We start from the raw sequence: 11,751 nt of genomic DNA on the forward strand, positions 1-11,751 counted from the left end.
CACCTTCACGGCCAGCCAGGCATACACAAGTGTGCCAGCACGCGCCAAATCCCATTGTCGCGCCCCCTGTAACGCGCTAAGGTTCGGCTCCCCGCTGCGAACATTATTGCTGCTGGGCCGCACGGGGATTGCTGGCGGCCGGCACCCGTGACCTGACGAGTAACACGATGGCTGATTTACCGATCGACGACCTTAACGTTGCCTCCAACGAGACCTTGATCACCCCCGATCAGCTCAAGAAGGAAATCCCCCTCAGCGCCAAGGCCCTGCAGACCGTTACTGCCGGCCGCGAAGTGGTGCGCAATATCCTCGACGGCAAGGACCATCGCCTGTTCGTGGTGGTCGGCCCCTGCTCCATCCATGACATCAAGGCTGCCCACGAATACGCCGAGCGCCTCAAGGTGCTGGCCGAAGAAGTGTCCGATACGCTGTACCTGGTCATGCGTGTGTACTTTGAAAAGCCACGCACCACCGTTGGCTGGAAAGGCCTGATCAACGACCCGTACCTGGATGACTCGTTCAAGATCCAGGATGGCCTGCACATCGGTCGCCAATTGCTGCTGGACCTGGCCGAAATGGGCCTGCCGACCGCCACCGAAGCGCTCGACCCGATCTCCCCGCAGTACCTGCAGGACCTGATCAGCTGGTCGGCCATCGGCGCCCGCACCACCGAATCGCAGACTCACCGCGAAATGGCCTCGGGCCTGTCTTCGGCAGTCGGCTTCAAGAACGGCACCGATGGCGGCCTGACCGTGGCCATCAACGCCCTGCAGTCGGTGTCCAAGCCGCACCGCTTCCTCGGTATCAACCAGGAAGGCGGCGTCTCGATCGTCACCACCAAAGGCAACCCGTATGGCCACGTGGTACTGCGCGGCGGCAACGGCAAGCCGAACTACGATTCGGTCAGTGTCGCCCTGTGCGAACAGGACCTGGCCAAGGCCAAGATCAAGGCCAACATCATGGTCGACTGCAGCCACGCCAACTCCAACAAGGACCCGGCCTTGCAGCCGCTGGTGATGGAGAACGTCGCCAACCAGATCCTGGAAGGCAACCAGTCGATCATCGGCCTGATGGTCGAAAGCCACCTGAACTGGGGCTGCCAGTCGATCCCGAAAAACCTCGAAGAACTGCAGTACGGCGTATCGATCACCGATGCCTGCATCGACTGGTCGGCCACCGAGAATACCCTGCGCAGCATGCACGCCAAGCTCAAGGATGTACTGCCACAGCGCAAGCGCGGCTGATACAAAAAAAGCGGGGCCGTTTAGCACCCCTTCGCAGTACTGTCTGCGAAGGGGCGCGAAACGGCCCCGCTTTTTACAAGTTCAAGCCTTGCTCGAGTGGCGCTGCTGGCGCTCCATGTAGCGCTCCACGTACGAGCAGGAAGGGATCACCGTATAACCCATCTGGTCGGCGTACTCGAGGGCCTTCTCGGTCAGCGCTGCTGCGATCCCGCGGCCACGCAGGGCGTTGGGCACGAAAGTGCGATAGATATCCAGCGTCTGCTTGCCCAGGTCCATGTACGTCAGGTAGGCACGATGACCGTCCACATTGGTTTCGAACTGATGACCGGCCTGGTCATGGTGGATGGTCAGCGTTTCACTCATCACTACTCCTCGCAGGCCTTTCTGGCAGACCTTTACCTTAACCGATGTGGTTTATCCGGCGGAGGAACCTCTACGCCACCTCTTGCCCCTTGGACCGTAAGCCAACGGCAATCGTTCGACCGGGACGGGCACTCCCAAATAGTAGGCGCCGAGGGCAGGATTGCTCAAGGTGGCTAGCGTTAAAAAGTAGCAGGAACCCGCACCGGAACCTGCCGCTGGCATGGCCCGCAACAGCAACCGGATGTTGTTGTGCTTAAGACGTTGAAGGACAGTTAAAGTCACCGTTAGTTCAACAAAAAAGTTCCTGTACTACAATCGCTTGCGCCCGCTACACGGTTTTTTCACAATCCCCCCGCAAATCTTGTCGGCATCACCCCTGGCAACATTTTTTTTGCAGTTCTTGCGCTCTGTCAGTTTACTTACTACAAGTAATGGGTACTATGTACGCCGGCCAGTTTCTCTTTTCCGAGAGATGGCTATTTAATAGAAAGTCCTTGAAGGGGAACACGATGAACAACGTTCTGAAATTCTCTGCTCTGGCTCTGGCCGCAGTTCTGGCTACCGGTTGCAGCAGCGTATCCAAAGAAACCGAAGCTCGTCTGACTGCGACTGAAGACGCAGCAGCTCGCGCTCAAGCCCGTGCAGACGAAGCCTACCGTAAGGCTGACGACGCTCTGGCAGCCGCTCAGAAGGCTCAGCAGACCGCTGACGAAGCCAACGAGCGCGCTCTGCGTATGCTGGACAAAGCCAGCCGCAAGTAATAATCCTCACGGATTGTTATGAAGCCGACCCACCTGTGGGTCGGCTTTTTTATTGCCTGGACGAAAGCCCTCCCCCGGAAACGAAGAAGCCCGCAGCAGGCTGTTAACCTGAGCGGGCCCCGGGGTGTTGCTAAAGCGTTACTGCAATTCGGCCGGAATGCTCGAAACCATTGGCGCGGCACCCTGGTTATTGACGGGCACGGCAATCTCCACAGGCATACCGTCTTCCGCAGCTACCACATCACGCACCATGTCCCAGTTCATGCGCAGGTTGTTGGCCAGGTCTTCACGCTTGAGCAAGGCATTGATGACCGCCGTGTGCTTGTCGACCACAGAAGGGTTGCCGTGATCATCCAGCGGGGTGTGCGCTTCGAGATAAACCTTGCCACCACTGATGCCGAACTTGTAAGGCTCGTTGATGATGCGCACTGGCGTCCCAACCGGAACCATCTTCGACAGTTCCAGTACGTTGTTGTTGAGCATGCGGAAACAGCCATGGCTGGTGCGCATGCCAATACCGAACTTCTTGTTCGAACCGTGAATCAGGTAGCCCGGTACACCCAGGGTGAACTTGAACGGCCCAAGCGGGTTGTCCGGGCCGGCAGGTACGACGGTCGGCAGGATGTCACCGTCTGCGGCGTGCTCGGCACGAATGGATGCAGGAGGCGTCCAGGTCGGATTCGGCGTCTTCGCGGTGATCTTTGTCATCGCGACAGGCGAACCCCAGCCCTCACGGCCGATACCCAGCGGGAAGGTGTGCACCACGTTCTGCCCTTTCGGGAAGTAGTACATGCGGTACTCGGCCAGGTTGATGACAATGCCTTCACGCGGCCCCGGCGGCAGGATGTAGCGGGTCGGCAGGATGATCTCGGTGCCGGCCCCCGGCAGCCACGGGTCGACGCCCGGGTTGGCGGCGATCATTTCCAGGTAGCCGAGATCGTTGGCGGTGCCGATGTCGGCGAAGGTGTCTTCGTACTTGGCCTTGATCGTCTGGACTTGGCCAACGACGTCTTCACCGGGTGGTGGCAATGGCAGTTCCAGCGCAACAGCAGGACCCGCTACCAGCAGGGCGGCCAGGGACAGGCAACGGGTGACGGCGGGAAAGCGCGGCAACATCCGGTAAATCCTTCGAAAGGTGGTCAAGAAGCACGATTGTACACCCGCCTCGCTGCAAGCGGGAGGCATTGGCGCCTTACAAGCGTTTCAGATGATGAAAGGTGCGCGCAATTGCGCGCCGCAAAGCCACCTCAAAGCTCGGGCCAGACCGGCCGCATGCCGCGGCGCTGAGCGTCCAGAATCGCCCGGCACAGGTCGCACAGGCGCCCGTCACGGTAGATGCTGCGGGGCACACCGGACCAACGCGGTTGCGCAGGCAGCAGGCCGCCGCACAAGGTACGGTCGACCGGCACGCCGAGTTCGAGCTGACGGGCCACAAGGTGGACGCGGATTTCCTGGCAAGCGAACAGGTCGAGCTGCTCATCGGGCTCGATCAGTTGATAGGCAAACAAGGACCAGGCAGGGCGCGGCATCGGGGGCTCTCGAAACGGGGGGCGCAACATTAGCCGAAAGCCGCCCCCGTTTAAAGCGTCACAGCAAGGGTTTTATCACCGGCCAGGCATTTTCCAGCAAACGCTGCTGGGCCCCTTGTGCCGGATGGATGCCATCGGCCTGCATCATCTCCGGCACGCCGCCAACCCCCTCGAGGAAAAACGGCACCAGCGCCACCTGCTTTTCCGTTGCCAGCTGTTGGTAGACGTTGGCGAAGGCAGTGTTGTAACGCACGCCATAGTTCGGCGGCAGGCGCATGCCCAGCAACACTACCTTGGCGCCTGCCTGGCGGGCACTCTCGATCATCGAGGCAAGATTTTGTTGCAATTGCTGTGGCGGCTGCCCGCGCAGCCCGTCGTTGCCCCCAAGCTCCAGCACCACCAGGTTCGGCTTGTGCGCTGCAAGCAGCGCCGGCAGCCGTGCCTGGCCACCTGCACTGGTGTCACCACTGATCGATGCATTGACCACCTGCTCGTCGAAACCTTCCTCCTTGAGCCGGGTCTGCAACAGTGAGACCCAACCCTGGCGGATATCCAGGCCAGCACCAGCGCTGATACTATCGCCGACAACCAGCAGTGTTCCCGCCGCCGCGCTCTGGGCCAGGCAATACAGGGCCAGACCGGCACTCAACCACCACACTCGCATTGGATTCTCCATGGGCCCCAGCATTCTCGTTGCTCAGAACCTTAGCAAAGTGGTCCCTAGTGCGGAAGGTGACCTGACCATCCTGCATGCCCTCTCCCTCGACCTTGCCCAGGGCGACAGCCTGGCCATCGTTGGCGCCTCGGGCTCGGGCAAGTCGACCCTCCTCGGCCTGCTCGCCGGCCTCGACCGCCCCAGCGCCGGCCAGGTCATCCTCGCCGGACACGACCTTGGCCCACTGGACGAGGACCAGCGCGCCAGGGTGCGTGCCGAGCATGTCGGTTTCGTCTTCCAGTCGTTCCAGCTGCTCGACAGCCTCAACGCCCTGGAGAACGTGATGCTGCCACTGGAACTGGACGGGCGCCGCGACGCCCGCGAGCACGCCCGTACCCTGCTTGAGCGGGTCGGCCTGGGCAAGCGCCTGACCCACACTCCGCGGCAGCTTTCCGGTGGCGAGCAGCAACGAGTCGCCATCGCCCGCGCCTTCGCCGCACAACCGGCAGTGCTGTTCGCCGACGAACCCACCGGCAACCTCGACAGCCACACCGGCGAGCGCATCAGCGACCTGCTGTTCGAACTGAACAAGGAACGCGGCACCACCCTGGTGCTGGTCACCCATGATGAGCGCCTGGCCCGCCGCTGCCGGCGCCAGATCCGTCTGGAAGCAGGCCGCCTGGCGGCACCGGTGGAGGCCTGATGAAGCACATGCCGCTGTCCCGCCTGTGTGGCCTGGCTTTGCGCCAGCTGCTGCGCGACCTGCGCGCCAGCGAAGTGCGCGTGCTGTTCTTTGCCCTGCTGGTAGCGGTCGCCGCAAGTACCGCCATCGGCTATTTCGGCGCTCGCCTGAATGGCGCGATGCAACTGCGTGCCAGTGAATTCCTCGGTGCCGACCTGGTGCTGCAAGGCAGCGCACCGGCCCGTGACGAGCAGCTCAGCAGTGGCCAGGCCCTGGGGCTGCAGCATGCCCAGGTCGTGGAGTTCACCAGCGTGGTGGGTGGCGATGCCGGCATCCAGCTATCGAGCATCAAGGCGGTCGACGGTGCCTACCCGTTGCGCGGCCAGGTGCGCAGCGCCGCCGCACCTTATACCGAAGAAACCCCAGGCGGCGGCCCGGCACCTGGGGAGGCCTGGGTCGAACCGCGCCTGCTCGCGGCCCTGGGGCTGAAGGTCGGCGACAGCATCGACGTCGGCATGAAAACCTTGCGCATGAGCCGCGTGCTGACCTACGAGCCGGACCGTGCCAACAACTTCTACAGCCTGACACCCCGCGTGATGATGAGCCTGGCTGACCTGCAGGCCACTGGGGTCATCCAGCCCGGCAGCCGGGTTTCCTACCGTGACCTGTGGCGCGGCGATGCCGAAGCCCTCGGGCAGTATCGCAAGGCCGTGGAAAACAACCTTGCCGCCAGCCAGCGCCTGCTCGACACCCGCGATGGCAACCGGCAGATCGGCGGCGCCTTGGGCAAAGCCGAGCGCTACCTGAACATGGCCAGCCTGGTCGCCGTGCTGCTGGCAGGCGTGGCCGTGGCGCTGTCGGCCAGCCGCTACGCTGCGCGCCGCCTGGACGCGAGCGCCCTGCTGCGCTGCCTGGGGCTGTCGCGGCACCAGGCGCTGGGCTTGTACTGCCTGCAACTGGCGCTGCTCGGCCTGGTCGCCGCCCTGGCCGGCGCCCTGCTCGGCTGGCTGGCGCAACTGGGGCTGTTCCGCCTGCTGCACGGCCTGCTACCCAGCGTGGTGCCGGCCGGGGGCATTTTCCCGGCAGTGGCCGGCGTCGCCACCGGCCTGGTGGCACTGGCCGGTTTTGCCTTGCCACCGCTCGCGGCTCTGGGCCAGGTGCCACCGCTGCGCGTACTGCGCCGCGATCTGCTGCCCGTGCCCCCGAGCAGTTGGCTGGTGTATGGCGCAGCCCTGCTTGCCCTGGGCCTGATCATGTGGCGCCTGAGCCTTGACCTGCTATTGACTTTCGCCCTGCTGGGCGGCGGCTTGATCGCTGCACTGCTGTTGGGCGGGCTGCTGTTGCTCGGCCTGCAAAGCCTGCGAAAGGCGCTCGCCGGCGCACCGCTGACCTGGCGCCTGGGCCTTGGCCAGCTGCTGCGCCACCCGATGGCAGCGGCCGGGCAAGCCCTCGCCTTCGGCCTGATCCTGCTGGCCATGGCCCTGGTTGCACTGCTACGGGCAGAGTTGCTCGACACCTGGCAGGCACAGTTGCCAAAGGACGCGCCCAACCACTTTGCCCTGAATATCCTGCCCGCTGACCGCGAACCGTTCGCCCAGCGCCTGCACGAGGTGAACGCCAGCTCGGCACCGCTCTACCCGGTGACCCCCGGCCGGCTGATTCAGATCAACGATCAACCGGTGCAGCAGATCGTCAGCAAGGATTCCGCCGGCGAGCGAGCGGTGCAACGCGACCTCAGCCTGACCTGGGCCGCCGACCTGCCTGAGGGCAACGCGCTGAGCGCGGGTAACTGGTGGCAAGCGCTGCCTGCCAGCGATGAAATCCCGGGCGTGTCGGTCGAGGCCGAGCTGGCCGCCAGCCTCAAGCTGCAGTTGGGCGACGTGCTGACCTTCGACATCGGCGGCGAGCAGCGCCAGGCACGGGTCAGCAGCCTGCGCAGCGTGCACTGGGACAGCTTTCAGCCGAACTTCTACATGATCTTCCAGCCGGGCACCCTGCAAGGACTGCCAGTCACCTACCTGACCAGCTTCTACCTGGCTCCAGGCCATGACCTGGACGTGGTTGCCCTGTCGCGGGCGTTCCCGGCCGTGACCATCCTGCAGGTCGATGCCCTGCTAGAACAGCTACGCAGCATCCTCGCCCAGGTCACCCTGGCGGTCGAATATGTATTGCTGTTCGTGCTGGCAGCGGGGCTTGCGGTGTTGTTCGCCGGGTTGCAAGCGACACTGGACGAGCGGATTCGCCAAGGCGCCTTGCTGCGCGCATTGGGGGCTGCGCGGCCTTTGCTGGTCAGGGCCCGGCGCATCGAATTCGGCTTGCTGGGGGCGGCCAGTGGCGCCCTGGCGGCGCTGGGCTGCGAGCTGATCACACTGGTGCTGTATCGCTTTGCATTCGACCTGCAGTGGAGCCCGCACCCGTGGTTGCTGGTGTTGCCCCTGGTAGGGGCGCTTCTGGTGGGCGGGGCTGGCGTGGCGGGAACGCGACGCGCGCTGAATGCCAGCCCTTTGGCGGTGCTGCGGGAAAGTTGATACCGACCGCTGCACTGGCCTCATTGCCGGCAATGAGGCCAGTACGGGCAATATCCAGTCATTGCCCGTAGTGGATGCTGTTCACATACCAGGTCGCTTGACCGGTTGGTGTATTCACCACCACCTCATCACCCTCCTGCTTCTTGAGCAGGGCCCGGGCCATCGGCGAGTCGATCGAGATGTAGTCGTTACGGCCATAGATCTCGTCATACCCGACAATGCGAAATTTCAGGGTCTCGCCGTCATCGTTCTCGATCTCGACCCAGGCGCCGAAGAACACCTTGCCTTCCTGCTGCGGTGAATAGGCGACCACCTTCACATCTTCAAGGCGCTTGCGCAGATAGCGGACCCGGCGGTCGATCTCGCGCAGCAGCTTCTTGTTGTATTGGTAGTCGGCATTTTCGCTGCGGTCGCCAAGCGAAGCGGCCCAGGTCACCTTCTGGGTAATTTCCGGGCGATACACCCGCCACAGATGGTCCAGTTCCTTCTTCAGGGCCTCGTGACCTTCCGTGGTGATGATGTTGGTGCTCAACAGCGCGCTCCTCAGCGTCGGGTAATCAGGCCTTGGCGCGCGATACGGGTAAGCTGGCCAATGACTTCGGCCGCGTCTTCGCCGACTGGCGCCTGGATCACTGCCAGGTCGAAGCGGTCAGTGCCGAACTGCTCCAGGCGGCACGCATCTTCGGCGAACTGGATGAGAAAGGCGCGGGCCTGCCCCTTGCGGCGCGACAAGCCTTCAAGATGACGCAAAAGAGTGGGCTGATGCTGGCCACCGAGCAGAATGCGCGGTGTGCGGGAAGCCTGGCTGGCAGGCAGTGGGCTCAAACAGACACTGGTACGTGGGCAACTCATGGAGTTTCTCTCCGCCTCGCGAATCCCGCTGGGCAGCGGTGGGAGGCGTCACCGAACCAGCGCTTTAGCGGTATTTCGGACGACCCGCAAAGGGGCCAGTCCCGCGCCCCGCAAGTAGCTGTTTAAATCGGCGCAGGCGGTATGCTAGAGCGACAAGCCGCAAGCTGCAAGCCCCAAGCTGAAATGCGTTTCGGCTTGGGGCTTGCAGCTTGCGGCTTGCGACCTGTCAGCGGGCGATCAGGCGGTCGAGGGACCAGCGGCCCGCACCTTCGATCAGTACCGCCACGGTGCCGGCCAGCAGCGCCAGGGCGAACTCATAGCCGTTGTTGGACATGAACAGGCCGTTGTTGATGTGTACCGAGAAGATCGCCACGACCAGGGTCACCGTCAGTGCCAGTGCGGCCGGGCGAGCCAGCAGGCCGACCACCAGGGCCAGGCCGCCAAAGAACTCGGCGCTACCGGACAACAGCGCCATCAGGTAGCCCGGTGCCAGGCCGATGCTTTCCATCCATTGGCCGGTGCCTTCCAGACCGTAGCCGCCGAACAGACCGAACAATTTCTGCGCACCATGCGCCATGAAGATCACACCGACCAGGATGCGAATCACGCTCAGGCCCAGGCCAGCGTGGGTGTGGAACAGTTTGTTGATGGCGTTGTTCATGTCGAAGCGTCCTTGAAACCGGAATGTTGTGTTGGGATGAGCGCCATCATAATCCAATAAATAGATATGAAAATCGCAAAAAACCCAACATAACAATCGACAAATTTGATTTGTCAGCGAGTGACCACGCGCTCCAGTGCCGTGCGCTCGCGGTTGAACGCAAGGAAGTACTTGTTGACGCTGTTAACGAAGTTGACCGGCCCCATGCCGACCTGCTCCATGGCGATGCGCTCGGTCTGGAAGAACCATTGATTACCATTGAGGCCGCGCTTGCGGGCCTCGGCGCGCATGGCCTGTACCCGCTCCGGGCCAAGGTTGTAGGCTGCCAGCACAAACGCCATTCGCTCGCGCTCGTTGATTTTCGGGCTGGCAAAGAACTTGCGACGGATCAGCGCCAGGTAGCGGGCACTGGCCTGGACATTGCCATCGACCGAGCCGGTATCGCTGACCCCCACCCGCTGCGCAGCCGATGGGGTGATCTGCATCAGCCCGTGTGCCCCGCCGCTACCACGCGCCGCAGGGTTCAGGGTCGATTCCTTGAAGGCCAGGGCCGCCAGGTTGAGCCAGTCGATCTGCTGCGCCTCGCCATGTTTCTGCAACACCGGGCGCAGTGCATTCAGGCGTTGTCGGTCCTTGCGCGCCAAAGGGTTGTGCACGCGGTATTGGCGCCGGTAGATGCGCTCGAAGGCTGCATCCTGGTTTTCTGGTGCTCGATACCCCTGGAGAAAGCGGTCCACCGTGGCCAGCAACAGGGTCGCATCACGCCGCACATACCAGCGCATGGCCTGCGCCTGCCCCAGTTGCACCCGGTTGTCCAGGCGCAGGTTTGGCATGACCCTGGCCCAGCGCTGGGCGATCGGGCGCTCTACCATGGTCAATGGATAGATGCCGGCCTGGACCATTTCCAGCACATCTTCCACCGCCAGGGTCGAATCGACCCATTCGATCTTGATCGGAGGCCGCTTACGCAACGCCAGTTGCTGGTTGAGCTGCTGGATCACTGCCCCTGCCGCGCTCGCGCTGGTCAATGCCACCGTACGCCCGGACAGTTGCTCGGCACGGGTATAGCTGCGCTCGCCCTTGCGCCCGACCAGCAGCAACGGCACGTGGTCGAGTACCGGCGCACTGCTGTTGACCCCACCCGTCACCGCCGGGTCGAGCAATTCGCCCGGCGCGGCCAGGTCACCCTCACCGCGCTGCAAGGCGCCCAGCAATTGCTCCTTGGCCCGCGGAATGATCTTCAAGCGGATCTGCTGACCGTCACCGGCCCGGGCATTAAGGTAGTGCTCGAGCCCGCGCAGCCGGTAATACTCGATTCCCACCGGCTCGCCCTTGATCTCGCCCGAACTGTTGCGGCTCTGGTTGACCAGTACGCGCAACACCTTGCTGCTGCGGATCTGCTGCAAGTCACGGTCCTTGCTCGCTGGCACATTCTGCTGTGGCCCCGGCAGGCGTGCGTAGGCCGGGCCGACCGTGGTCAGCCCAAGCATCAGCAACAGGGTCAGCAGGTATCGGAGCATGCGAAATCGTGTCCGTGGTCGGTGGGCGGCAGCCATGGTGTCACGCGCGATCTTGAGAAGTGACGGTAAAAGACCAGGGCAAGCGCCTGAAGTTCTTGGTTTTTTCCGAATATCACGCTTTTTGCTATGCTGGCCGCCCCGCGGCACGAGGTAGCACCATGCAACTGATCGATATCGGCGTCAACCTGACCAACAGCAGTTTCCACGGCCAGCAGGCCGCCATCGTCGAGCGCGCCATCGAGGCCGGTGTGCAACAGATGGTCCTGACCGGCACCAGCCTGGAGGTCAGCGAACAGGCATTGGAACGGTGCCATCAGCTCGATGGCAATGGCCAGCACCTGTTCGCCACGGCCGGCGTGCACCCGCACGATGCCAAGTCATGGGATGGCAACAGCGAGCGGCAACTGCGCCAGTTGTTGGGTGAGGCACGGGTACGTGCCGTGGGCGAATGCGGGCTGGACTTCAACCGCGACTTTTCCCCCCGCCCACTGCAGGAAAAAGCCCTGGAAGCCCAGCTGGCCCTGGCGGCCGAACTGCGCCTGCCGGTGTTTCTGCATGAGCGTGATGCCAGCGAGCGCCTGCTGGCCATCCTCAAGGATTACCGCGACCACCTGCCAGCCGCCGTGGTGCATTGCTTCACTGGTGAACGGGAAGCCTTGTTCGCCTACCTGGACATGGACCTGCACATCGGCATCACCGGCTGGATCTGCGACGAGCGTCGTGGCACCCACTTGCACCCACTGGTAAGCAACATTGCCGAGGGCCGGCTGATGCTGGAGAGCGACGCGCCGTACCTGCTGCCACGCAGCCTGCGACCGAAGCCGAAAAACGGCCGCAACGAGCCGGCATTCTTGACCGAGGTGCTGCGCGAAGTGGCGCTGCATCGCAACGAAAGCCTCGAGCACTGCGCCCTGCACACCAGCGCTACGGCCAAAGCCTTCTTCCAACTTCCTTGA

13 protein-coding genes are annotated in these 11,751 nt (G+C 63.2%); 5 read left to right on the forward strand and 8 right to left on the reverse strand.

Translation table 11 applies throughout. The annotated features are described in order from the left end of the window. The first annotated feature begins 167 nt into the window (after nucleotides 1–167). Nucleotides 168–1,244: a 3-deoxy-7-phosphoheptulonate synthase gene (locus APH27_RS02610; RefSeq protein ID WP_027919639.1), complete on the forward strand. Its 1,077-nt coding sequence runs from the start codon at nucleotides 168–170 to the stop codon at nucleotides 1,242–1,244. Nucleotides 1,245–1,325: 81 nt separating this feature from the next. Here the strand turns inward: APH27_RS02610 and APH27_RS02615 are convergent, their stop codons facing one another. Further along, nucleotides 1,326–1,607 carry a GNAT family N-acetyltransferase gene (locus APH27_RS02615; protein WP_027919638.1) on the reverse strand — a complete coding sequence of 94 codons (282 nt, stop codon included), beginning with the start codon at nucleotides 1,605–1,607 and terminating at the stop codon, nucleotides 1,326–1,328. Between the two features lie 509 nt (nucleotides 1,608–2,116). Between APH27_RS02615 and oprI the strand changes: the two genes are divergently transcribed. Continuing rightward, complete coding sequence (gene oprI / locus APH27_RS02620) at nucleotides 2,117–2,368, forward strand: outer membrane lipoprotei OprI (protein WP_003259780.1); 252 nt, start codon at nucleotides 2,117–2,119, stop codon at nucleotides 2,366–2,368. 138 nt (nucleotides 2,369–2,506) lie between these two features. Here the strand turns inward: oprI and APH27_RS02625 are convergent, their stop codons facing one another. From APH27_RS02625 to APH27_RS02635, 3 genes are all read right to left on the reverse strand, one after another. Continuing rightward, entirely contained in the window at nucleotides 2,507–3,484 is a 978-nt protein-coding gene (locus tag APH27_RS02625; protein WP_060483898.1) for a L,D-transpeptidase family protein, read from the reverse strand. Between the two features lie 131 nt (nucleotides 3,485–3,615). Continuing rightward, on the reverse strand, nucleotides 3,616–3,897 hold the full coding sequence (locus tag APH27_RS02630) for a hypothetical protein (RefSeq protein WP_027919636.1): 282 nt from the start codon (nucleotides 3,895–3,897) through the stop codon (nucleotides 3,616–3,618). A 58-nt stretch (nucleotides 3,898–3,955) separates the two neighbouring features. Further along, on the reverse strand, nucleotides 3,956–4,561 hold the full coding sequence (locus APH27_RS02635; protein WP_027919635.1) for an arylesterase: 606 nt from the start codon (nucleotides 4,559–4,561) through the stop codon (nucleotides 3,956–3,958). A 10-nt stretch (nucleotides 4,562–4,571) separates the two neighbouring features. Here APH27_RS02635 and APH27_RS02640 point away from each other — a divergent pair, with 10 nt between their 5' ends. Together APH27_RS02640 and APH27_RS02645 are read left to right on the forward strand one after the other, a co-directional pair. Further along, the gene (locus tag APH27_RS02640) at nucleotides 4,572–5,255 is read left to right on the forward strand and encodes an ABC transporter ATP-binding protein (RefSeq protein WP_027919634.1); all 684 of its coding nucleotides are present in this window, start codon (nucleotides 4,572–4,574) and stop codon (nucleotides 5,253–5,255) included. Further along, the gene (locus APH27_RS02645) at nucleotides 5,255–7,762 is read left to right on the forward strand and encodes an ABC transporter permease (RefSeq protein WP_060483899.1); all 2,508 of its coding nucleotides are present in this window, start codon (nucleotides 5,255–5,257) and stop codon (nucleotides 7,760–7,762) included. The genes APH27_RS02640 and APH27_RS02645 overlap by 1 nt, the downstream gene beginning before the upstream one ends. Before the next feature lie 58 nt (nucleotides 7,763–7,820). On the opposite strand, the gene greB is transcribed toward APH27_RS02645, so the two are convergent. The 4 genes from greB to APH27_RS02665 form a co-directional block, all read right to left on the reverse strand. Beyond that, the gene (greB, locus tag APH27_RS02650; protein ID WP_027919632.1) at nucleotides 7,821–8,294 is read right to left on the reverse strand and encodes a transcription elongation factor GreB; all 474 of its coding nucleotides are present in this window, start codon (nucleotides 8,292–8,294) and stop codon (nucleotides 7,821–7,823) included. Nucleotides 8,295–8,305: 11 nt separating this feature from the next. After that, complete coding sequence (locus APH27_RS02655) at nucleotides 8,306–8,614, reverse strand: hypothetical protein (RefSeq protein WP_027919631.1); 309 nt, start codon at nucleotides 8,612–8,614, stop codon at nucleotides 8,306–8,308. Nucleotides 8,615–8,840: 226 nt separating this feature from the next. Continuing rightward, entirely contained in the window at nucleotides 8,841–9,275 is a 435-nt protein-coding gene (locus APH27_RS02660; RefSeq protein ID WP_060483900.1) for a DoxX family protein, read from the reverse strand. A 113-nt stretch (nucleotides 9,276–9,388) separates the two neighbouring features. Further along, the gene (locus APH27_RS02665; RefSeq protein ID WP_060483901.1) at nucleotides 9,389–10,795 is read right to left on the reverse strand and encodes a transglycosylase SLT domain-containing protein; all 1,407 of its coding nucleotides are present in this window, start codon (nucleotides 10,793–10,795) and stop codon (nucleotides 9,389–9,391) included. 158 nt (nucleotides 10,796–10,953) lie between these two features. On the opposite strand from APH27_RS02665, the gene APH27_RS02670 reads away from it, so the two are divergent. Beyond that, complete coding sequence (locus APH27_RS02670; RefSeq protein ID WP_027919628.1) at nucleotides 10,954–11,751, forward strand: TatD family hydrolase; 798 nt, start codon at nucleotides 10,954–10,956, stop codon at nucleotides 11,749–11,751.

Source organism: Pseudomonas sp. NBRC 111123, assembly GCF_001320205.1.
Taxonomy (GTDB): domain Bacteria; phylum Pseudomonadota; class Gammaproteobacteria; order Pseudomonadales; family Pseudomonadaceae; genus Aquipseudomonas; species Aquipseudomonas putida_J.

Excerpts from the sequence above, each read along its gene's own strand:
- APH27_RS02610 (WP_027919639.1), top strand. The coding sequence starts at position 168 with ATGGCTGATTTACCGATCGACGACCTTAACGTTGCCTCCAACGAGACC.
- APH27_RS02615 (WP_027919638.1), bottom strand. The coding sequence starts at position 1,607 with ATGAGTGAAACGCTGACCATCCACCATGACCAGGCCGGTCATCAGTTC.
- oprI (WP_003259780.1), top strand. The coding sequence starts at position 2,117 with ATGAACAACGTTCTGAAATTCTCTGCTCTGGCTCTGGCCGCAGTTCTG.
- APH27_RS02625 (WP_060483898.1), bottom strand. The coding sequence starts at position 3,484 with ATGTTGCCGCGCTTTCCCGCCGTCACCCGTTGCCTGTCCCTGGCCGCC.
- APH27_RS02630 (WP_027919636.1), bottom strand. The coding sequence starts at position 3,897 with ATGCCGCGCCCTGCCTGGTCCTTGTTTGCCTATCAACTGATCGAGCCC.
- APH27_RS02635 (WP_027919635.1), bottom strand. The coding sequence starts at position 4,561 with ATGCGAGTGTGGTGGTTGAGTGCCGGTCTGGCCCTGTATTGCCTGGCC.
- APH27_RS02640 (WP_027919634.1), top strand. The coding sequence starts at position 4,572 with ATGGGCCCCAGCATTCTCGTTGCTCAGAACCTTAGCAAAGTGGTCCCT.
- APH27_RS02645 (WP_060483899.1), top strand. The coding sequence starts at position 5,255 with ATGAAGCACATGCCGCTGTCCCGCCTGTGTGGCCTGGCTTTGCGCCAG.
- APH27_RS02655 (WP_027919631.1), bottom strand. The coding sequence starts at position 8,614 with ATGAGTTGCCCACGTACCAGTGTCTGTTTGAGCCCACTGCCTGCCAGC.
- APH27_RS02660 (WP_060483900.1), bottom strand. The coding sequence starts at position 9,275 with ATGAACAACGCCATCAACAAACTGTTCCACACCCACGCTGGCCTGGGC.
- APH27_RS02665 (WP_060483901.1), bottom strand. The coding sequence starts at position 10,795 with ATGCTCCGATACCTGCTGACCCTGTTGCTGATGCTTGGGCTGACCACG.
- APH27_RS02670 (WP_027919628.1), top strand. The coding sequence starts at position 10,954 with ATGCAACTGATCGATATCGGCGTCAACCTGACCAACAGCAGTTTCCAC.